The organism is Streptomyces corchorusii (assembly GCF_001514055.1).
In the GTDB taxonomy this organism is placed as follows: Bacteria; Actinomycetota; Actinomycetes; order Streptomycetales; family Streptomycetaceae; genus Streptomyces; species Streptomyces olivaceoviridis.
The window spans coordinates 517,271-537,317 of the sequence record NZ_KQ948352.1; the positions used below are offsets into that span (position 1 = coordinate 517,271).

A 20,047-nucleotide genomic window follows, 5' to 3' on the forward strand; every position below is an offset into this window, starting at 1 on the left:
GCGTCGTTGACACCCCGTCCGCTGGTCGTGCGGGTGGTCGCGTCGCCCGCCCGCACCCTGTTTCACCCGGCCGGGCAACAGCTGCCGCGAGCGGCCACCGAAGGCCCCGCCCGACGACTACGCTCGGGTTCCGTACGTCATTCGGGCGACCCGGGGAGGTAACGGGATGACGCAGGGACGGCCGTCGGCGGCCGGCTCGGCTCCCCTGTGGGAGCGGGACGCCGAGCTCGCCACCGTCGCACAGGCGCTCGACGTCCTGTGCGCGGACCAGTCGTCCGCGGGCAGCCTGCTGGTCATCCGGGGTGAAGCGGGACTCGGCAAGACCGCGCTGCTGGCCGAGATACGGCGCATCGCCGAACGCCGTGGCTGCGCCGTCTGGTCCGCACGCGGCGCCGAGACGCTGAGATCCGTCCCGTTCCACGTCGTACGGCAGCTGCTCCAGCCCGCGCTGCTGTCCTTACTGCCCGAGGAGGCCCGCGAGTACCTCGGCGACTGGTACGACATCGCCGGTCCCGCCCTCGGCATAGCGGAACCGCGGGCCGGCAAGGCCGACCCGCAGTACGTCTGCGACGGACTCGTCGCCGCGGTGCGCCGGCTCTCCAGCCGCCAGTGGCCGCTGGTCCTGCTCGTCGACGACGCGCACTGGGCCGACCAGGAGACCCTGCGCTGGCTCGCCGCCTTCGCCGAGCGCCTGGAGGACCTGTCCGTCCTCGTCGTGGTCGCCCGCCGGCCCGGGGAGGTCAGCGGGGACAGCGCCCGCCTGCTCGACGCGGTGGCCGCCGCGGGCCGCCCCGTCCACAACCTCAGCGCCCTCACCCCGGACGCCACCGCCGGACTCACCCGCGCCACCGTCGGCCGGCACGCCGACGACGCGTTCTGCCGCGAGGTCTGGGCCGTCACCGGCGGCAACCCCTACGACACCGTAGAACTCCTCGCCAAGGTCCGGGACAGCGAACTCCCGCCCGTCGAGGCACAGGCGGGAGAGCTGCGCGCCCTCAACCGCGCCGCCCGCGACGGCGGACTGGTCGACCGGCTCAAGGGCCTCGGCCTGGAGGCCACCCGGTTCGCCTGGGCCGCCGCCATCCTCGGCACCGGCATCACCGTCGACATGGTCGCCCAACTCGCCACCATGAACGACGAGCTGGCCCGCACGTGCGCCGAACTCCTCTGCGACGCCCGCATCCTCACCGCACCCGAACCGCCCGCCGGCACCCACCGCATGGACGGCGAGCTGGAGTTCGTCCACCCCCTCATCGCCACCGCCGTCTACAACTCCATCCCGGCCGGCGTGTGCACCGCCATGCACGGCGTCGCCGCGCAGATGATCACCGAGCGGGGCCGCGGCGCCGCCGAGGCCGCCCGCCACCTGCTGAAGGTGCACCCGGACGACGACGAGGAACTGGTCGAGCAACTGCGCGAGGCCGCCCGCGAACACCTCGCCGTCGGCGCGCCCGACGCGGCCCGCCGCTGCCTGGAACGCGCCCTGGCGGAGCCGCCCCTCCCCGAGGTGCACGCGCACGTCCTCTACGAACTCGGCTGCGCCACCCTGCTGACCAACCCCGCGGTCACCATCGACCACCTCCAGAGCGCCCTCGCCATGCCCGGCCTCGACGACGACCGGGTCGACGCCGTCGTCCGCCTCTCCCAGGCGCTGCTCCACAACGACCAGCTGGAGGAGGCCGTCCGCACGGTCGAGGCCGAGGCCGCCCGGCACGAGGCGGGCCCCGTCCGGATGCGGTTGCAGGCCTTCCAGTTCATGTGGGAGGGCATCCACGGCGAGACCGTCTCCCCGGCCCGCTCCCGGCGCCTGGCCGAGCTGGCGAGCACCTGCGCGGGCCGCGACAACGCCGAACGCGTCTTACTGGTCCTGCGCGCCTTCGACGCGATGACCCACGGCGAGAGCGCCGACGAGGTCATCGCCCTGTGCGACCGCGCCCTGGTCAACGGCCGCCTCGCGCCCGGCCTCGGCTGGACCGACACCGAGTGGGACATGGAACTGCTGATGATGCTCGGCAGCGCCTACACCTACGCCGACCGGCTCGACCGCGCCGAGAGCCTGTTCGCCGAAGCCCGGCGCGTCTACACCACGGCCGGCTGGCACGGCGGCCACCTCTCCCTGGCCAACGCCTTCCTCGGGCTCGCCTACCGCAGACAGGGCCGCCTGCGCGACGCCGAGTCCACCCTGCGCGAGGCCCTGGTCCTCGCCGAACGCGTCGGCCGCCGCCTGCCGCTGTACTGGTCGGCCGTCTGCGGTCTGGTCGACACCCTGCTGGCCCGGGGCCGGGTCAAGGATGCCTGGTCGGTCGCCGAACGGTACGGTTTCGCGCCGCCGTACCCGTCCACCATCGTGCTGCCCGACATCCGCTCCGTGCGCGGACGGCTGCTGCTCGCCGTCGGCCGCACCGAGGAGGGCATCAACGAACTGGAGGACGCCGAGAAGACCGCCGCCTCCCGCGGCGGCCACAACCCGGTCCTCGCGCCCTGGTCCGTCGACCTCGCCAAGGCGCTCGCCGGGCAGGACCCGGACCGCGCCGCCCAGCTCGCGGCCGACGCCCGCCGGCAGGCCGAGCGGTTCGGCACGGACACCGCCATCGGCGAGTCCCTGCGCTGCGCCGCCGCCCTGGCGACGGGACAGCGGGCGGTCCGGCTCGCCGCCCGGGCCGTCGCCCACCTGGAGGCCTCACCCTGCCAGTACGAGCACGCGGCGGCCCGCGTCGAGTACGGCATCGCCGCCCGCTCGGCCGCGGAACTGGGCCGGGGCCTGGACCTGGCCCGGTCGTGCGGCGCCGAGCACCTGGTGGCCCGGGCACGGGAGGCGCTGGAGACGGGGCGGGGGCTGCGCTGAGCCCTGCTGGGACAGGCGGGGCCTGCACCGACCCGGCGCCCCCCCCGGCGCCCTCCGGGGTCACATGCCCAGCAACTGCTCCGTCACCGCCGCCAGCCGCTTGCGCACGTCGGCGTCGTACGCCGCCTCGTGCGCCCGCGCCGGCCGGGTCCCGTCGTAGTACCCGCCACTGCCCGTCTCCCGGGTGGCCAGCGCCAGTACGCCCGGTGCCCCGTCGGCGACGGAGCTCCATGGGGTGATGCCGCCCTCGCGGACCATCGCCGTGTCCATGTAGGTGGCGGGGTGCAGCACGTTCACCGACACCCCGCTGCCCGCCAGCTCCTCGGCCAGGGTGAACGTGTACGCGGCGAGCGCGAACTTGCTGCGGCAGTAGGCCGAGATCCCGCTGTAGCCGCGGGTGAGTTCGGGATCGGCGACGTCGACGGGCTCCTGGCCGCCCGAGCCGACGTTGACGATCCGGGCCGGCGGATTCGCCCGCAGCACCGGCAGCAGGGCGCGGGTCAGCACCACGGGCGCGAGGTAGTTCACGGCGAGCCGCAGCTCATGCCCGTCCGCGCTCAGCTCGCGCCCGGAGCCGGGTGTTCCGCCGCCCACGCCCGCGTTGTTGACCAGCACGTCGAGGCCGGGATGCGCCTCGGCCACCCGCGCGCCCAGCTCCCGCACCTCGGCCAGCCGGGCCAGATCGGCGACGAACCCCTCGGCCGCGCCCTCCGTGCGCAGCTCCTCGACCAGCCGCTCGGTGCGCGCCCGGTCGCGGCCGTGGGCCAGGACGAGGTGACCGGAGCGGACCAGTTCGAAGGCGACGTACCGGCCGAGACCCGAGGTGGCGCCGGTGATCAGAACAGTGGACATACCGCCAGCCTAGGCACGCCCGCGCGCCGGGAGGGAGCCGCTGCCGGGAGTACGACCAGCAGGATCACCCTCGCCCCTCAGCCCGTCTCCTCCTCGGCGAGGACCCGCTGGGCCGTCGCGAACGCCGAGTTGGCGGCCGGCACCCCGCAGTACACGGCGGTCTGCAACAGCACCGCGCCGATCTCCTGCGGCGTCAGCCCGTTGCGCCGCGCCGCCCGGACGTGCATCGCCAGCTCGTCGTGGTGGCCGTGCGCCACCAGCGCGGTCAGCGTGATCATGCTGCGCTCGCGGCGGGACAGCGTCGGGTCGGTCCAGATCTCCCCCCAGGCGTAGCGGGAGATGAAGTCCTGGAAGCGGGCCGTGAACGGGGTCTGCCGGGCCTGCGCGCGATCCACATGGGCGTCGCCCAGCACCTCCCGGCGCACCGCCATGCCGCTCGCCGCCGGTCCGTCGAGGTGGGTGCGCAGCGCGCTCAGCACGGCCCGCGGGCACTGCGCCGGCGCCAGGTGGGAGGCCCCGGGCAGCTCCACCAGCGTCGCCGTCGGCACCGCGTCGGCGATCTCCCGCAGATGGGCGGGCGGGGTCGCGGGATCCTGCCGGCCCGCCACCAGCAGCGTCGGTACGGTGATCTCGCCGAGCCGGTCGCGCAGGTCGAACGCGGCGAGCGCGTCGCAGCAGGCGGCGTACGCCTCCGGATCCGCCTCCCGGTGGTCGCGGACCAGCCCCGGCACACTGAACCCGGGCGTGAACCAGCGCGCCTCGGCAGTGTCCGCCAGCCCGGCCAGGCCCTCGCGGCGCACCCGCTCGGCCCGCTCCCGCCAGGGCGCCTCCCCGCCGAAGTGGGCGGAGGAGCACAGCACCGCCAGCGAGGACAGCCGCTCGGGGTGGTGGACGGCCAGGTGCAGGCCGACGGCACCGCCCAGGGACACGCCCGCGTACGCGAACCGGTCGATGCCGAGGGTGTCGGCCAGCTCCAGCACCAGTGCGGCCAGGTCGCCGACGCTCGCGCCCGGCCCGATCAGGCCCGCCGCCGAGCCCCCGTGCCCGGGCAGGTCCCAGCGGACGACCCGGTGGGCGGCGGACAGTTCGGGCGCGACCTGGTCCCACAGGGCCAGCGAGGTGCCGAGCGAGGGACCGAGCAGCAGCGGGGGAGCGGAGGCCGGGCCTTCTGCCAGGTGGTTGAGGAGTTTCGCGGTCAAGGTCGCTCCAGGGCGCGGTCGGTGAGGGAACCGGCGAAGCCGGTGTAGTGGGCGGGGTCGAGCAGGTCGTCGAGATCGACGTCCTTCAACTCGTCGACCTCCGACAGCAGTCCGGACAGCGGACGGTCCTCGGCGTGGGCGCGGCGGGCCAGTTCGGTCAGCAGCTCCTTGGCGCGCGCCCGGCCGAGGACGGGCGCGAGGGCGGCCGACAGCCGCTCGGAGACGATCAGGCCCCGGGTGATGCCGAGGTTCCGGCGCATCGCGGCCGGGTGCACCCGCAGCCCCCCGGCCAGCTCCGCCGCGTGGCCGGCCGCGCCGCCCACCAGCCGGAGCAGGTCGCGCAGCGGCTCCCACTCGGCGTGCCAGGCGCCGGCCGGCCGTTCGTCCTCGGCGGCGAGGCAGCCGTACAGCGTGGCCGCGAGCTGCGGGGCGCGCCGGGCGGCGGCTGCCAGGAGTGTGGCGCGCACCGGGTTCGCCTTGTGCGGCATGGCCGACGAGCCGCCGCCGCTGCCCTCGCTCACCTCGCCGGTCTCGGTGCGCGACAGCGTCAGGACGTCCACGGCGAACTTGCCCAGCGCCCCCGCCGTGAACGCCAGGCACCCGGCCAGGTCGGCGACGGGGGTGCGCAGGGTGTGCCAGGGCAACGCCGGGGCGGCGAGGCCGGCTTCGCGGGCGTACGCCCGCGTCAGAGCGGCCTCGTCCTCGGTGCCGTACGCCCGGAAGGCCGCCAGGGTCCCGGCGGCGCCGCCGAGTTGGGCAGGGAGCGCGTCCCGGACGAGGGCGACGCGGTCGCGCGCGTCCAGGACCAGCGAGCGCCAGCCGGCTGCCTTCAGCCCGAACGTCGTCGGTACGGCGTGCTGGGTGAGCGTCCGCCCCGGCAGCACCGTGTCCCGGTGGGCGGCGGCGAGGCGGGCCAGCGCCTGTTCGGTGCGGCCGAGGTCGGCCAGGACCACGGCGAGGGCGCGCGCGGCGACCAGCATGGTCGCGGTGTCCATGATGTCCTGGCTGGTGGCGCCGCGGTGGACGTAGGGGCCGTACTCCGCGCCGACCGCTGCGGTCAGGTCGGCGACCAGCGGGATCACCGGGTTGCCGCCGTCCGCGGTCCGTGCCGCCAGGGAGCGGATGCCGAACCGTTCCGGGACGGCCGCCTCGGTCACCGCCGCCGCGGCCCCGGCCGGGGCGAGGCCCAGCGCGGCCTGCGCCCGGGTCAGCGCGGCCTCCGCGTCGAGCAGGGCGCGCAGATACGCGTGGTCGCTCGTCTCGGACGCGGCGCCCGACAGCGCCCACTCCGGGGCGAGCAGGCCGGTGTCGGCGTAGGGAGGGGAAGCGGATGTCACTCGAACTCCAGGAAGACCGTCTCGCCTTCGCCCTGAAGGCGGATGTCGAAACGGTAGGCGCCGCCCGCCTCCTCGCTCGCGATCAGCGTGTCGCGCCGGTCGCCCACCCGGGTCAGCAGCGGGTCGGCGGCCAGCGCCGCCTCGTCGCCCGGCAGGTAGATCCGGGTGAACAGGTGTACGAGCAGGCCCCGCGCGAAGACGCAGACGCTGAGGTACGGCGCGTTCCGCCCGCGTGCGCCGGGCCGCAGGGTACGGGCGTACCAGTGGCCGTCGGCGTCGGTCTGGACACGGCCCCAGCCGGTGAACTCCACGCCGTTGCGGCCCAGGTGACCGCCACTGGCCGGGTCGCGCCGCTGGGAGCCGTCCACGTGGGGGACGGTGCCGTCGGGACGCGGACCCCATACCTCGATCAGCGCGTCGGGCAGCGGATCGCCGGCACCGTCGAGGACGTACCCGTGCACGGTGATCGTGTCCGGGTGGCCGAGCGGCGCGATCTCCTCGCCGCCGCGGAACGGCAGTGCGTAGCCGTAGAACGGGCCGACGGTGTGGGAGGGGGTGGGCAGCACCTGGTCCGGGCCGCTCGGGTCGGTGATCGTCATGGCGGTCAGCGTCCTTCTTCCGTCCAGGTGGCGGCCGGGCCGTCCAGCACGATGTCCCAGTGGTAGCCGAGCGAGAACTCCGGCACCGACAGGCTGTGGTCGTAGGTGGCGACCAGTCGCTGCCGGGCCGCGTCGTCGGTCACGGACTGGAGGATCGGGTCGTACCGGAAGAGCGGGTCGTTCGGGAAGTACATCTGCGTCACCAGCCGCTGGGTGAACGCCGGGCCGAACACCGAGAAGTGGATGTGCGCCGGGCGCCAGGCGTTGACGTGGTTGCGCCACGGGTAGGGGCCCGGCTGGATGGTGGTGAAGTGGTAGCGGCCCTCGGCATCGGTGAGGGCGCGGCCGACGCCGGTGAAGTTCGGGTCCAGCGGGGCGTCGTGCTGCTCGCGCCGGTGGGCGTAGCGGCCGGCCGAGTTGGCCTGCCAGATCTCGATCAGCTGGCCGCGGACCGGGCGCCCGTGCCGGTCCAGCAGCCGCCCGGAGACGGTGATCCGCTCGCCGATGGGCTCCCCGGTGTGCTGCCGGGTGAGGTCGTTGTCGACCTCGGTGAGGTCGCGCTCCCCGAAGGCGGGCGAGTGCAGCTCCACCAGTTCGGGGTCCTGGCTGGTGTCGATCGCCACCAGGGGCTGCTTCGGGTGGCGCAGCACGGAGGAGCGGTACGGCGCGTAGTCGCGGCGCGGGTGGTGTTCGACGGGAGCGCCGTCGGCCACGCGCTTCTCGTAGGCGGCGTGCGCGGCGGCGATTTCCCGGTCGATGTCGGCTTGGGTGAGAGGCATGGGATACCTGACGCTTCCTAGGCGTTCGAGGAGGAGGTCTCTCCGGTTCATCAAGGGCAGACAGTCAGGGCACTGACTATTTCGGCGAGGCGCTGCTCACGCTGCCACCGGAGACGGTCACCGTCAAGAGCTGGCCCCTGTACGGCCGACGGAAGGAGACAGGGGGTCGGGCGCCGAGTATTGTTCAGTGCACCAACGAATCGACCAGGGGAGCGCACATGGCCGCGGTGGACCTCGCCACCCATCCCGGGCACCTGGCCCGGCGGCTCCAGCAGGCGCACTACCTGCTGTGGAACACGATGGTCTCGGAGGAGATCACCTCGCCGCAGTTCGCGGTCATGAACGCCCTCGTCGCCGAGCCCGGGCTCGACCAGCGCACGGTGGGGGAGCGGGTGGGCCTCGACCGCTCCACCATCGCCGAGGTCATCAGCCGGCTCGACCGCCGGGGACTGCTGCACAAGGTGCGCGACCCCGAGGACGGCCGGCGCTTCCTGCTCCGCCTCACCGACGACGGCCTGCGCACCCACCGCAGACTGACCGTGCGGACCGCCCGGATGAACCAGGTGTTCCTCGCCCCGTTGTCCGCCGGGGAACAGGCCGTGTTCTTCGACCTGATCCGCCGGGTCGCGGACGCGGCCGAGGAACTGCGCCACCCGGCCGGCCCCCTGGCCGCGCAGAGCTGACGGCACCGGTACCGGCCTTCGGGGCACCGGCCCCCTCACGGCGCCGGTACGAACACCACCCACACCTGCCCGGCGGCGAAGTCCAGCCCGCCGCCGTCCGCCGCGGTGAACGCCGTTCCGTCCGTCGCCGTCGGCCGTGACCGGAAGCCGTCGAAGGACCGTGCGTCCCGGCAGCACCTCAGCCCGCCCGGAGCCGGTCGTCTCGGTGTACGGCGTGGGACTGCCGAGCACGTCGTGGCAGCGCGAGGTACGGACCTTCACGGTCTGCACGACCACCGTCGGCGGTGCCGGCCGGCCGCTGTCGGTGGTGTGCACCGGGGTGCCGTCCATCGCCACCAGCCAGCCGCCGCGCCCGGCGGACCAGGTGAAGGTGAGGCGGGCGGCCGGGTAGCGCACGGTCCGCGCGGAGACGGGGGTGCCGCCGGAGGGGGCGGGGCCGCGGCGGAAACCCGTGGTCGCAGCAGTTCCAGGTCGGACTCCCGGACGCTGCGCACCGGTCCCACGGTCTCGGCAGCCGTGTCGCGTACACCGCCGACGACCGGCTCAGGCCGCCCTCCACCTGCTCCACGTCCACCACGTCCGCCGCGCCGAGCCCGGTCTGCGGGCCGCGCGCACATGGCCGATCTTCCCGGCGAGCGGTGAGCCGGCCGGGGCCGAGCGGCTCGGCGCCGGTGCCGGGGTGTGCCGCGCGACGCCGGTGTCGGGGTGTGCCACGGCGGGCGCGGCCTTCGCCGCCCCCGCCGTGGCCGGAGCAGTCCGCCGTGAGGGCGGCCGTCAGGGGGCCGGCCGGCCATACCGCCGTCAGCGCGGCGCGCCGCGTGCGCGCCCTTCGTCTCATGCCCACCGTCGCCATCCCGTTCGTGTGGTCCGATGGCGCGCTCATCCGCTCATCCGCTCATTCGCTCATCACTGGCCGTACCCGGTCGCTTCGGGTTCGGCGGCGGTGAGCGGGGGGTACCCGGGGGCGCACACACGGTACGCGGCTGCACGCGACACCAGCCGTACGCGACCAAGGGAGCACGACCCCATGAAGGCAGTCACCTGGCAGGGCAAGCGGGACGTCCGGGTCGAGGACGTGCCCGACCCGAGGATCGAGGAACCCACGGACGCCGTCATCCGCGTCACCTCCACCGGACTGTGCGGCTCCGACCTGCACCTGTACGAAGTGCTCACCCCGTTCATGAGCCCGGGCGACGTCCTCGGCCACGAACCCATGGGCATCGTGGAGGAGGTCGGCTCCGAGGTGTCCGGCCTGCGGCCCGGCGACCGGGTGGTGGTGCCGTTCCAGATCGCCTGCGGCCACTGCTTCATGTGCGGCACCGGGCTGCCCACCCAGTGCGAGACCACCCAGGTCACCGGCGAGGGCATGGGCGCCGCCATCTTCGGCTACAGCCGCCTGTACGGCTCCGTCCCCGGCGGCCAGGCCGAGTACCTGCGCGTCCCGCAGGCGCAGTTCGGCCCGATCAAGGTGCCCGAGGGGCCGCCGGACGACCGGTTCGTCTACCTCTCCGACGTGCTGCCGACCGCCTGGCAGGCCGTCGAGTACGCGGCCGTCCCGCCCGGCGGCACCCTCGCGGTCCTCGGCCTCGGCCCGATCGGCGACATGGCCTGCCGGATCGCCAGGGCCCGGGGCGCGGAGCGGGTCTTCGGCGTGGACCTGGTGCCGGAACGGCTCGCCCGCGCGCAGCGGCGCGGGGTGGAGACGTACGACCTCAGGGCCTTCGACAACGAGAAGTCGCTGGTCCACGCGATCCAGGAGGAGACCGGCGGGCGGGGCCCGGACGCCGTGATCGACGCCGTCGGCACCGAGGCCCACGGCGGCGCCGCCGCCAAGCTCGCCCAGCAGGCCACCGCGCTCATGCCCCGCAAGCTCAGCGCCCCGCTCGCCGAGCGTTTCAGCATCGACCGGCTGGGCGCCCTCTACATGGCGATCGACCTGGTCCGCCGGGGCGGCACCATCTCGCTCAGCGGTGTCTACGGCGGGATGGCCGACCCGATGCCGATGCTGACCCTCTTCGACAAGCAGATCCAGCTCCGCATGGGCCAGGCCAACGTCCGCCGGTGGACCGACCAGATCCTGCCCTACCTGACGGACGAGGACCCGCTCGGCGTCCAGGACTTCGCCACGCACCGGCTGCCGCTGACGGAGGCGCCGCACGCGTACGAGATGTTCCAGCGCAAGCAGGACGGCGCGGTGAAGATCCTCATGCAGCCGTAGCTGTGGCTGTGGCTGTGGCTGTGGCGGTAGCTGTGGCTGTGGCCGGCTGGGGGCAGGCGCCGGTACCCGTGCTCCGCCCCGCTCAGCCGCCGTCCTTCTCGCCGAGGATCTCCGCGAGGTCGTACCGGACCGGCTCCTGGAGCTGGGCGTACGTGCAGCTCTCCGGGGTGCGGTCCGGGCGCCAGCGGCGGAAGCGGGCCGTGTGCCGGAACCGCTGGCCGTTCTCCATGTGGTCGTACGCCACCTCGGCCACCCGGTCCGGCCGCAGCGGCACCCAGGACAGGTCCTTCTTGCCCGACCAGCGGCTCGGCGCGCCCGGCAGCCGGGCCGTCTCGTGCGCGGTCTCGTCCGTCCAGGCGGCCCACGGGTGCCCGGAGACGTCGTCCATGCGCAGCGGCTCCAGCTCCTCGACCAGCTCGGCGCGCTTCTTCATGGAGAACGCGGCCGACACGCCCACGTGCTGGAGCCGGCCCTGCTCGTCGTACAGCCCCAGCAGCAGCGAGCCCACCACCGGGCCGCTCTTGTGGAAGCGGTACCCGGCGACGACGACGTCCGCCGTGCGCTCGTGCTTGATCTTGAACATGGCCCGCTCGTCCTGGAGGTAGCGCAAGGTGAGCGGCTTGGCGACGACCCCGTCGAGACCGGCGCCCTCGAACTGCTCGAACCACTGCCGGGCCACCTCGATGTCGGTCGTCGACGGCGCCACGTGTACCGGCGGGGTCGCCCCGGCCAGGGCCCGGTCCAGCAGGGCGCGGCGGTCGGTGAGCGGCACGTCGAGCAGGGCGTGGTCGTCCAGGGCGAGCACGTCGAAGGCGACGAAGGAGGCCGGGGTCTTCTCCGCCAGCATCCGTACCCGGGAGGCCGCCGGGTGGATCCGCTCGGTCAGCGCGTCGAAGTCCAGCCGGCCGCCCCGCGCGATGACGATCTCCCCGTCCAGCACGCACCGCTCGGGCAGCCGCTCCTTCAGCGCCTCGACCAGCTCGGGGAAGTACCTGGTCAGCGGCTTTCCGGTGCGGCTGCCCAGTTCGACCTCGGCCCCGTCCCGGAACACGATCGACCGGAAGCCGTCCCACTTGGCCTCGTAGTGCATCCCCGGCGGGATCTTCGCCACCGACTTGGCGAGCATCGGCTTCACGGGCGGCATGACGGGCAGATCCATGACTCCGATTCTGCTCGCATACATCCGTTTCCGCTCACATACATACGGCTTCGCCCAGTATGCGAGCGATGCGGGCTGCGCCTACCGTGGCCGCATGGGCGATGCGGTGGAACTGGAGGTGGCGGGCCGGACCGTACGACTGTCCAGCCCGGACAAGGTGTTCTTCCCGGAGCGGGGCTTCACCAAGCTGGACCTCGCCCGGTACTACGCCGCCGTCGGCCCCGGCATCCTGCGCGCCCTGCGCAACCGCCCCACCACCCTGGAGCGCTACCCGGACGGCGTCGGCGGCGAGTGGTTCTACCAGAAGCGAGCGCCGAAGGGCATGCCCGGCTGGATCCCGACCGCCCACATCACCTTCCCCAGCGGGCGCAGCGCCGACGAGATGTGCCCCACCGAGGAGGCCGCCGTGGTGTGGGCCGCCCAGTACGGCACCCTCACCTTCCACCCCTGGCCGGTCCGCGCCACCGACGTCGACCATCCCGACGAACTCCGCATCGACCTCGACCCGCAGCCCGGCACCGACTACGCCGACGCGGCCCGCGCCGCCCGGGAACTGCGGGCCGTCCTGGACGAGTTCGGCGGGCTGCGCGGCTGGCCGAAGACCTCCGGCGGCCGGGGCCTGCACGTCTTCGTCCCCATCGAACCGCGCTGGACCTTCACCCAGGTGCGCCGCGCGGCGATCGCGGTCGGCCGGGAGATGGAGCGCCGGATGCCGGACCGGGTGACCATCAAGTGGTGGAAGGAGGAGCGTGGGAGCCGCATCTTCCTCGACTACAACCAGACGGCCAGGGACCGCACCATCGCCTCCGCCTATTCGGTACGCCCCCGCCCGCACGCCCCCGTCTCGGCGCCGCTGCGCTGGGAGGAGGTCGGGGTCGCCGAACCCCGCGACTTCGACCTCGCCACCATGCCGGCCCGGTTCGCCGAACTCGGTGACGTGCACGCCGACATGGACGACCACGCCTTCTCCCTGGACGCGCTGCTGGAACTGGCCCGCCAGGACGAACACGACCACGGCCTGGGCGACCTGCCGTACCCGCCGGAGTACCCGAAGATGCCCGGCGAACCGAAACGGGTGCAGCCGAGCCGCGCCCGCCGCGAGCCGTCGCCCTGAGAACCGCTCGGCTGCGCGTGTCCGTCCGGCACCGGCCGGTCCCGTGTCCCGCGGCTATCCTGATCGGCAGCCGCCGATGAGGAGTCCCGAAGTGACCGAGGCAGTGTCGCGTCCCACGCTGGAGGCCGTGGCCGCGCGGGCCGGGGTGTCCCGGGCCACCGTGTCCCGCGTGGTCAACGGCGGCGACGGGGTCCGCGAACCCCTGGCCGAGCGGGTCCGGCGGGCCGTGGAGGAGCTGGGCTACGTCCCCAACCAGGCGGCGCGCAGCCTCGTCACCCGGCGGCACGACGCCGTCGCGGTCGTCATCGCCGAGCCCGAGACCCGGGTCTTCACCGACCCCTTCTTCGCCCTCCAGCTGCGCGGCATCAGCAAGGAACTGACCGCGCACGACAACCAGCTGGTGCTGCTGCTCACCGAGGGCCGCGCCGACCACGCGCGCGTGGCCCGCTATCTGGCCGGCGGCCATGTCGACGGGGCGCTCGTCTTCTCCCTGCACCTGGACGACCCGCTGCCCGGCCTCATCCACGACGCCGGCGTGCCCACCGTGTTCGGCGGGCGCCCCGACTGGGGCGCGGACACCCGGGCGGCGGACCCGGGCGTGGTGTACGTCGACTGCGACAACCGGGGCGGGGCCCGCGCTGCCGTCCGGCACCTGCTGGACCTCGGCCGCCGCCGCGTCGCCCACATCACCGGAGCGCTGGACCAGACCTCGGCGGTGGACCGGCTCGACGGCTACCGGGACGTCATGACCGACGTCCTGGGCGAGTACGATCCCCGGCTGGTCGAGGAGAGCGACTTCACCCCGTCCGGCGGCGAACGCGCCATGCGGGAACTCCTCGACCGCTGCCCGGACGTCGACGCCGTGTTCGCCGCCAACGACCTCACCGCGCTCGGCGCCCTCAGGGTGCTGCGCGCGAGGGGCCGGCGTGTGCCCGAGGACGTGGCCGTGGTCGGCTTCGACGACATGGTGCCGGTCACCGAACAGGCCGACCCCCCGCTGACGACGGTCCGTCAGGACATCGAGGAAATGGGCCGGCTGATGGCCCGTCTGCTGCTGCGCGGCCTGTCCGGCGCCCGGGAGGGGACGGACACGACGGCCGGCGCCCAGGAGGCACCTCCGTCGGAGGTGATCCTGCCGACCACCCTGATACGCCGCGCCTCGGCCTGAGCGCCGCACCACCCCCGAAGCCGTCGGCTGCCGGGCGCGCGCCGCGGGCTCAGCCCCGTGGCGGCTCGCTCCTGATCACCGCGAAGCGGGCCCCGTAGGGGTCGGCGAGCCTGGCCGTGCGGCCCACGCCCTCCACGGTCGTCGCGGGCACCCGCACCGTCCCGCCCAGGCGCCGCGCCTGTTCCACCACGGCGTCGGTGTCCTCCACCTCGAAGTACGGCAGCCAGTACGGCCCCGCCTCCGCCTCGGTGGGGTCGTCGGCCAGCGGCACCATTCCGCCGAACATCGCGTCGTCACCGGCGCCGTCCGGGTTGAAACAGGTGTACGTCCCGCCCGGGAACGGCGCGGAGGTCTCCAGGCCCAGCACCCGGCGGTAGAACGCGGCGGCTGCCGCGATGTCCGGCGTGTACAGCTCCACCCAGCGCAGCGAGCCCGGCTCGCTCGCGAGCTCCACGCCCTTGGTCCGGCCCGGCTGCCAGATCCCGAACGGCACGCCCGCCCGGTCGGCGAGGACCGCCATGTGGCCCTGGCCCATCACGTCCGTGGGCTGGAACAGCACTCTGCCGTGGGCCTCTTCGGCCGCCTTCGCGGTGGCCCGGGCGTCCTCGCTCTGGAAGTACACCGTCCAGGCCGCGGGCCCCTGGCCGGGACCGGTCTGCACGCCGCCCGCGACGGTCTTCCCCTCCAGCTGGAAGAAGCCGTAACCGCCGGCGTCCGGCCCCGCCGACCGGAACCGCCAGCCGAACAGAGCGCCGTAGAAAGAGGCGGCGCCGTCGATGTCGGGACTGCCGACGTCGATCCAGTTGGGCGCGCCGTCGACGAAACGGGTGGTGAGCATTCGCCCTCCTCGCAAGGGGGTCCGTCCTGTGCACTGCCGAGTCTTTCACCGCCCACTGACAATCGCTGCCGGAGTACGGGACCCGCCGGACCGCCCCGCCCTCACCCAGCGTGACGGCACGCGTCCTCCCGGGTTTCACCCGGCTGGGCGCGCCGCCGTGCGCGCGCCGGGCCGCGGGGAGCATCATCGGGGCGGCCGGAGGCCCCGATCAACGCCGTTTCGCCGGCGTTGATCGAACGTTTTTCGCCGTGCGGCAGGCTTCTGGCCATGCACTACGAAACCCTCACCCCGGCCGACGACACCTGGCAGGCGCAGGCGCTGTGCGCGCAGACCGGGCCGGACTTCTTCTTCCCCGAGCCGGGCAGCTCGGTGCGCGAGGCGAAGCGCATCTGCTCCATGTGCGAGCTGCGCCCGGCCTGTCTGGACTACGCGCTGGCCAACGACGAGCGGTTCGGCGTCTGGGGCGGCCTGTCGGAGAAGGAGCGCCTCGCCCTGCGCCGTGCCGCCCGCTGACACCCTGTGAAGCCGTGGGCCGACCGTCGGCCCGGGCGCCGGGCAAGGCCTCGCGCGCGGGGCGTCAGCCCCCGGCGCGCGCCGCCATCCGGGCCTTCCGCGCGGCCAGCTTCTCGTCGAACTTCGCGGCCTCCGCATCCAGCCCGCCCATGTACAGGCCGAGTTCCTCCTGCGCCTGACGCCCCTCGGGGCCGAGGCCGTCGATCTCCAGGACCTTCAGGAAGCGCAGCACCGGCTGCAACACGTCGTCGTGGTGGATGCGCAGGTTGTACACCTCGCCGATCGCCATCTGCGCGGCGGCCCGCTCGAAGCCGGGGATGCCGTGACCGGGCATCCGGAAGTTCACGACGACGTCCCGGACCGCCTGCATGGTCAGGTCGGGCGCCAGCTCGAACGCGGCCTTCAGCAGGTTGCGGTAGAACACCATGTGCAGGTTCTCGTCGGTCGCGATGCGGGCCAGCATGCGGTCGCAGACCGGGTCCCCGGACTGGTGGCCGGTGTTGCGGTGCGAGATCCGCGTGGCCAGCTCCTGGAAGGCGACGTAGGCCACCGAGTGCAGCATCGAGTGCCGGTTGTCGGACTCGAAGCCCTCGCTCATGTGCGACATACGGAAACGTTCCAGCTTGTCCGGGTCCACCGCGCGCGAGGTCAGCAGGTAGTCCCGCATCACGATGCCGTGCCGGCCCTCCTCGGCCGTCCAGCGGTGCACCCAGGTGCCCCAGGCGCCGTCGCGGCCGAACAGCGAGGCGATCTCGTGGTGGTAGCTCGGCAGGTTGTCCTCGGTCAGCAGGTTCACCACGAGGGCGATCCGGCCGATCTCCGTCACCTGGGACTGGTCCTTGTCCCAGGCCTCCCCGTCCTCGAACAGGCCCGGGAAGTTGCGGCCGTCGCTCCACGGCACGTACTCGTGCGGCATCCAGTCCTTGGCGACCTTCAGGTGCCGGTTCAACTCCTTCTCGACCACTTCCTCCAGTGCGTACAGCAGCCGCGCGTCGGTCCAGGCGGTCGGGCTGCCGAGGTGGGGGGAGGTGATCGTCACAGGAACTCCAGGGGGACGCCGAACAACGGGGGGAGGAAGGGGACGGTCCGGCGAGCGGTGCCGGGAAACCTACGTGATCGTAGGCTACGAACCCGTAGGTTACGAAGCCGTAGGTTAAGAGGGCTGTAAAGAACTCGCTGATCAGCCCGCCCCGACGGCCGTGCCCGGGCGCGCCCGGCAGCCCCCGACCCGCAGGTCCCGGAGCTGCCGGGGCGAGGGGATCACCCGGTCAGGCGTACAGCTCCCGCAGGCGCACCGAGAGGCAGGTCACACAGCCCTCCAGCTTCTCGAACTCGCTGATGTCGACCGTCACCACGTCATGGCCCAGATCGGTCAGCAGCTCCGCGGTCTTCGGGGCGCTCGCCGCCATCAGCAGCTTGCCGCCGCCGAGCAGCACCACGTGCGCGCCGGACTCCTCCGGCACCGACAGGAAGCCCGGGAACAGCGACGGCCGGTCGATCTTCGGGATGTGCCCGATCACCGTGCCGTCGGGCAGCGCCGTCACCGCCGACTTCAGGTGCAGCACCTTGCTCACGGGTACGGCCACCACCCGGGCGCCCAGCGGCTCGAAGGCCGCCCGGAGCTGCTGCACACCGGCCGCGTTGGTCCGCCCGCCACGGCCGACGTACACCGTGTCGCCGACCTTGAGGACGTCACCGCCGTCCAGCGTGCCCGGTTCCCATATCCAGTTCACCGAGCAGCCGAGGCGGGCCACCGCCTCCTCGACGCCGGCGGTCTCCGCCCGCCGCGACTCGGCGCCGGGCCGGGTGATCAACGCGACGTTCCTGTACATGACGACGGTGTCCTCGACGAACACCGAGTCCGGGCAGTCGTCGGCCGGTTCGACCTCGATGACCTCCCAGCCGTGCGCGCGCAGGGCCTCGACGTACGCCTCCCACTGCTCGCCGGCGAGCCCGGTATCGACCTTCTCCCGCTGGATGTGCGTCACCAGGCCGTCGGCCAGGAGGGGACTGGGGCGACGGACGAGGGCCTTCTTGCTGGGCACGAGGGGCCTTTCGTATCGGTCGGTGCGATGGTGCGGTCCGGCGCCGCTCACACGGCGCCGGTCCGTCATCATGCAGGGCGCTCCCGCCACGGCCAAACCCCCCGGTACCCGGCGCGTCTCTCCCGAGACCGGCGCCGGCCGGCCGGGGCGGGCCTCACCGGCCGGTCACGCCGGGTCCCACAGCGTCTCGGGCGTCGTCTCCGTCAGCTCCCCTCCCTCCATCAGCAGCCACCGTGTGATCCCGATCGACTCCAGGAACGGCAGATCGTGGCTGGCGACGATCAGCGCGCCCTCGTACGACTCCAGAGCCGTGGTCAGCTGCCGGACGCTGGCCATGTCGAGGTTGTTGGTGGGCTCGTCCAGCAGCAGCAGTTGGGGCGCGGGCTCGGCGAGCATCAGCGCGGCCAGGGCCGCCCGGAAACGCTCACCGCCCGACAGGGTGGCCGCCTTCTGGTCGGCCCGCGCGCCCCGGAACAGGAAGCGGGCGAGCCGGGCCCGGACCCGGTTGTTGGTGGCGCCCGGCGCGAACCGGGCGACGTTCTCGGCCACCGACAGGCCGTCGTCCAGCACGTCCAGCCGCTGGGGCAGGAACCGCAGCGGGACATGGGCCGTCGCCGTGCCCGACACCGGCGCCAGCTCCCCGGCGACGGTCCGCAGCAGCGTCGTCTTGCCGGCGCCGTTGCGGCCGACGAGCGCGATCCGCTCCGGTCCGCGCAGGTCGAGGATGCCCGGCACGCGCGCCTGGTAGGCCGTTTCCAGCTTCTCCAGGGTGAGCACCTGCCGGCCGGGCGGTACGGCCGTGTACGGCAGGTCGACACGGATCTCGTCGTCGTCCCGTACGGCCTCCGCCGCCTCGTCCAGCCGGTCCCTGGCCTCGGCGAGCCGCTCCTCGTGCATGATGCGGTGCTTGCCCGCCGACTCCTGGGCGGCGCGCTTGCGCGCCCCCATGACGATCTTCGGCTCGCGCTTCTGTTCGTACATCTTCTGCCCGTACCGCTTGCGGCGGGCCAGCTTGACCTGGGCGTCGACCAGTTCGCGCTTCTGCTTGCGGACATCGGCCTCGGCGACGCGCAGCATCCGCTCGGCCGCCTCCTGCTCGACGGCCAGCGCCTCCTCGTAGGCCGAGAAGTTGCCGCCGAACCAGGCGACCTCGCCGGAGCGCAGCTCCGCGATCTGGTCGACCAGGTCGAGCAGTTCCCGGTCGTGGCTGACCACGACCAGCACGCCCGGCCAGGAGGCCACCGTCTGGTACAGCCGCCGGCGCGCGTACAGGTCGAGGTTGTTGGTGGGCTCGTCCAGCAGCAGGACGTCGGGGCGGCGCAGCAGCAGCGCGGCGAGCCGCAGCAGCACCGACTCGCCCCCGGACACCTCGCCGACGGTCCGGTCCAGGCCGATGTGGCCGAGACCGAGTTCGCCGAGGGTGACCAGGGCGCGCTCCTCGACGTCCCAGTCGTCGCCGACGGTCTCGAAGTGCTCCTCGGCGACGTCGCCCGCCTCGATGGCGTGCAGGGCGGCCCGCCGGCCGGCGATGCCGAGGGCCTGGTCGACGCGGAGCGCGGTGTCGAGCGTGACGTTCTGCGGGAGGTAGCCGATCTCGCCGGCCGCCTTGACGGTGCCGTCGGCCGGAGCCAGTTCCCCGGCCATCAGTTTGAGCAGGGTGGACTTGCCCGAGCCGTTGACGCCGACGAGCCCGGTCCGGCCCGGGCCGAAGGCGATGTCCAGGCCGTCGAAGACGGCGGTGCCGTCGGGCCAGGTGAAGGAGAGGGACGTGCAGATGAGGGAAGCAGACATGGGCGCCTCGCGAGGGACGGGTGCGTTCGGGTGGACGCGTGTCGAGACACCGCGAGGCGGAAACCGAAGGTCTGGGGCACGGAAGGGGCCATGGAAAACGGCCTGTGCCAAGGACGGCTCGGACGCCGAGGTCGTACGCCACGCACACCTCACCGGTGCGACGCGGTGTCCCAGGACCTCAGACGAACAACGTCCTTCTCCAATCGACGGCAACAGAACCGCTGTACACTGTAGGAAGAGCCGGAAGAGCTGTCAACGTGATTATTCGCCGCGCCGCCCCACGCGCGCGTGGCGTTCACCGACCGGCACTCAGCAGGCGTCCCGCATCAGCTCGGCCAGACCGTGGTCGAGGTCGAACTGGAGGTGTTCCAGGCCGACGGGGACCAGGTCGCTGGTCGCCTCCAGGAACCGCCGGATCTCACCCGAGCGCACGTGCACGATCGCGGTGCCCTCCGGGGCGTGGAACTCCAGCACCGTGCGGTCGTACCCGTACGGCCGCACCCGGACGTCACCGTGGCCCTCGGGGCCCTTGAGACCGGCCGTGAGCAGTTCGCGGGAGAAGGTCCAGCACACCTCGACGCCCTCCAGCGTGGCCGGGGCCGGGAACGTCATACGGACGGCGAACGGGTCGCGCCGGTCGTAGCGCAGCGTGGCGGGAATGCTCGGCATGCGCGGTGCGGCGGCGACGAGACGGGCCTCTACGGGCTGCTCGATGACGGTGGACAACGCCTTGCTCCCTCGTGACGGATGGACTGCGCCCGGATGTGCGGCACCCGGCACTGGAAGAGACGACGGAAACGGCCGATGCGTGCACACGGGAAACGAGTGACCTCGGTCACCGCGTTCATGCACGGGGAACGCACGGCCGTTCCCGCCCGTCGGCCGCGCGGGACACGGCGGCCCACTG

The 20,047-nt window shown here is 73.4% G+C and carries 17 protein-coding genes and 1 pseudogene; 6 read left to right on the forward strand and 12 right to left on the reverse strand.

Annotated features, from left to right (window positions below; all coding sequences use genetic code 11):
* Positions 1-166 precede the first annotated feature (166 nt).
* Entirely contained in the window at positions 167-2,845 is a 2,679-nt protein-coding gene (locus AQJ11_RS06445; RefSeq protein ID WP_059262171.1) for an ATP-binding protein, read from the forward strand.
* 60 nt (positions 2,846-2,905) lie between these two features.
* Here the strand turns inward: AQJ11_RS06445 and AQJ11_RS06450 are convergent, their stop codons facing one another.
* The 5 genes from AQJ11_RS06450 to pcaH form a co-directional block, all read right to left on the reverse strand.
* Complete coding sequence (locus tag AQJ11_RS06450) at positions 2,906-3,697, reverse strand: SDR family NAD(P)-dependent oxidoreductase (protein WP_059262172.1); 792 nt, start codon at positions 3,695-3,697, stop codon at positions 2,906-2,908.
* Positions 3,698-3,774: 77 nt separating this feature from the next.
* On the reverse strand, positions 3,775-4,896 hold the full coding sequence (gene pcaDC, locus AQJ11_RS06455; RefSeq protein ID WP_059262173.1) for a bifunctional 3-oxoadipate enol-lactonase/4-carboxymuconolactone decarboxylase PcaDC: 1,122 nt from the start codon (positions 4,894-4,896) through the stop codon (positions 3,775-3,777).
* Entirely contained in the window at positions 4,893-6,233 is a 1,341-nt protein-coding gene (gene pcaB / locus AQJ11_RS06460; protein WP_059262174.1) for a 3-carboxy-cis,cis-muconate cycloisomerase, read from the reverse strand. Before pcaB ends, pcaDC begins: the two co-directional genes overlap by 4 nt.
* Positions 6,230-6,832 carry a protocatechuate 3,4-dioxygenase subunit alpha gene (gene pcaG / locus AQJ11_RS06465; protein WP_014676158.1) on the reverse strand — a complete coding sequence of 201 codons (603 nt, stop codon included), beginning with the start codon at positions 6,830-6,832 and terminating at the stop codon, positions 6,230-6,232. Before pcaG ends, pcaB begins: the two co-directional genes overlap by 4 nt.
* A 5-nt stretch (positions 6,833-6,837) precedes the next feature.
* On the reverse strand, positions 6,838-7,611 hold the full coding sequence (gene pcaH, locus AQJ11_RS06470; RefSeq protein ID WP_059262175.1) for a protocatechuate 3,4-dioxygenase subunit beta: 774 nt from the start codon (positions 7,609-7,611) through the stop codon (positions 6,838-6,840).
* A 218-nt stretch (positions 7,612-7,829) separates the two neighbouring features.
* Here pcaH and AQJ11_RS06475 point away from each other — a divergent pair, with 218 nt between their 5' ends.
* A complete protein-coding gene (locus tag AQJ11_RS06475; RefSeq protein WP_014676160.1) occupies positions 7,830-8,294 on the forward strand; it encodes a MarR family winged helix-turn-helix transcriptional regulator in 465 nt (154 codons plus the stop codon).
* 231 nt (positions 8,295-8,525) lie between these two features.
* Here AQJ11_RS06475 and AQJ11_RS53085 read toward each other — a convergent pair.
* A pseudogene (locus AQJ11_RS53085) lies at positions 8,526-8,690 on the reverse strand (DUF3048 domain-containing protein); the annotation flags it as partial.
* A gap of 631 nt (positions 8,691-9,321) precedes the next feature.
* Here AQJ11_RS53085 and AQJ11_RS06485 point away from each other — a divergent pair.
* The gene (locus AQJ11_RS06485) at positions 9,322-10,512 is read left to right on the forward strand and encodes a zinc-dependent alcohol dehydrogenase (protein WP_059262177.1); all 1,191 of its coding nucleotides are present in this window, start codon (positions 9,322-9,324) and stop codon (positions 10,510-10,512) included.
* An 82-nt stretch (positions 10,513-10,594) separates the two neighbouring features.
* On the opposite strand, the gene AQJ11_RS06490 is transcribed toward AQJ11_RS06485, so the two are convergent.
* On the reverse strand, positions 10,595-11,671 hold the full coding sequence (locus AQJ11_RS06490) for an ATP-dependent DNA ligase (protein ID WP_014676162.1): 1,077 nt from the start codon (positions 11,669-11,671) through the stop codon (positions 10,595-10,597).
* A gap of 94 nt (positions 11,672-11,765) precedes the next feature.
* Here AQJ11_RS06490 and ligD point away from each other — a divergent pair, with 94 nt between their 5' ends.
* Together ligD and AQJ11_RS06500 are read left to right on the forward strand one after the other, a co-directional pair.
* On the forward strand, positions 11,766-12,785 hold the full coding sequence (ligD, locus tag AQJ11_RS06495) for a non-homologous end-joining DNA ligase (RefSeq protein ID WP_189887035.1): 1,020 nt from the start codon (positions 11,766-11,768) through the stop codon (positions 12,783-12,785).
* 91 nt (positions 12,786-12,876) lie between these two features.
* Positions 12,877-13,953, forward strand: coding sequence for a LacI family DNA-binding transcriptional regulator (locus AQJ11_RS06500; RefSeq protein WP_014676164.1), 1,077 nt, complete (start codon positions 12,877-12,879; stop codon positions 13,951-13,953).
* A 49-nt stretch (positions 13,954-14,002) separates the two neighbouring features.
* On the opposite strand, the gene AQJ11_RS06505 is transcribed toward AQJ11_RS06500, so the two are convergent.
* Positions 14,003-14,791 (reverse strand): VOC family protein, encoded by a 789-nt coding sequence (locus tag AQJ11_RS06505; RefSeq protein ID WP_059262178.1) that lies wholly within the window; start codon positions 14,789-14,791, stop codon positions 14,003-14,005.
* A 267-nt stretch (positions 14,792-15,058) separates the two neighbouring features.
* On the opposite strand from AQJ11_RS06505, the gene AQJ11_RS06510 reads away from it, so the two are divergent.
* Complete coding sequence (locus tag AQJ11_RS06510) at positions 15,059-15,304, forward strand: WhiB family transcriptional regulator (protein ID WP_059262179.1); 246 nt, start codon at positions 15,059-15,061, stop codon at positions 15,302-15,304.
* Between the two features lie 64 nt (positions 15,305-15,368).
* Here AQJ11_RS06510 and AQJ11_RS06515 read toward each other — a convergent pair whose 3' ends face one another.
* The 4 genes from AQJ11_RS06515 to ssgD form a co-directional block, all read right to left on the reverse strand.
* Positions 15,369-16,343, reverse strand: a complete 975-nt coding sequence (locus AQJ11_RS06515; protein ID WP_014676167.1) for an acyl-ACP desaturase — start codon at positions 16,341-16,343, stop codon at positions 15,369-15,371.
* A 229-nt stretch (positions 16,344-16,572) separates the two neighbouring features.
* Positions 16,573-17,349, reverse strand: coding sequence for a dimethylargininase (gene ddaH / locus AQJ11_RS06520; protein WP_014676168.1), 777 nt, complete (start codon positions 17,347-17,349; stop codon positions 16,573-16,575).
* Between the two features lie 165 nt (positions 17,350-17,514).
* Complete coding sequence (locus AQJ11_RS06525; protein ID WP_059262180.1) at positions 17,515-19,140, reverse strand: ABC-F family ATP-binding cassette domain-containing protein; 1,626 nt, start codon at positions 19,138-19,140, stop codon at positions 17,515-17,517.
* A gap of 309 nt (positions 19,141-19,449) precedes the next feature.
* Complete coding sequence (ssgD, locus tag AQJ11_RS06530) at positions 19,450-19,866, reverse strand: spore wall synthesis regulator SsgD (RefSeq protein WP_014676170.1); 417 nt, start codon at positions 19,864-19,866, stop codon at positions 19,450-19,452.
* Positions 19,867-20,047: the final 181 nt, after the last annotated feature.

Coding starts and splice junctions, on each gene's coding strand:
- AQJ11_RS06445 (WP_059262171.1), top strand. CDS start 167: ATGACGCAGGGACGGCCGTCGGCGGCCGGCTCGGCTCCCCTGTGGGAG.
- AQJ11_RS06450 (WP_059262172.1), bottom strand. CDS start 3,697: ATGTCCACTGTTCTGATCACCGGCGCCACCTCGGGTCTCGGCCGGTAC.
- pcaG (WP_014676158.1), bottom strand. CDS start 6,832: ATGACGATCACCGACCCGAGCGGCCCGGACCAGGTGCTGCCCACCCCC.
- pcaH (WP_059262175.1), bottom strand. CDS start 7,611: ATGCCTCTCACCCAAGCCGACATCGACCGGGAAATCGCCGCCGCGCAC.
- AQJ11_RS06475 (WP_014676160.1), top strand. CDS start 7,830: ATGGCCGCGGTGGACCTCGCCACCCATCCCGGGCACCTGGCCCGGCGG.
- AQJ11_RS06485 (WP_059262177.1), top strand. CDS start 9,322: ATGAAGGCAGTCACCTGGCAGGGCAAGCGGGACGTCCGGGTCGAGGAC.
- AQJ11_RS06490 (WP_014676162.1), bottom strand. CDS start 11,671: ATGGATCTGCCCGTCATGCCGCCCGTGAAGCCGATGCTCGCCAAGTCG.
- ligD (WP_189887035.1), top strand. CDS start 11,766: ATGGGCGATGCGGTGGAACTGGAGGTGGCGGGCCGGACCGTACGACTG.
- AQJ11_RS06505 (WP_059262178.1), bottom strand. CDS start 14,791: ATGCTCACCACCCGTTTCGTCGACGGCGCGCCCAACTGGATCGACGTC.
- AQJ11_RS06510 (WP_059262179.1), top strand. CDS start 15,059: ATGCACTACGAAACCCTCACCCCGGCCGACGACACCTGGCAGGCGCAG.
- AQJ11_RS06525 (WP_059262180.1), bottom strand. CDS start 19,140: ATGTCTGCTTCCCTCATCTGCACGTCCCTCTCCTTCACCTGGCCCGAC.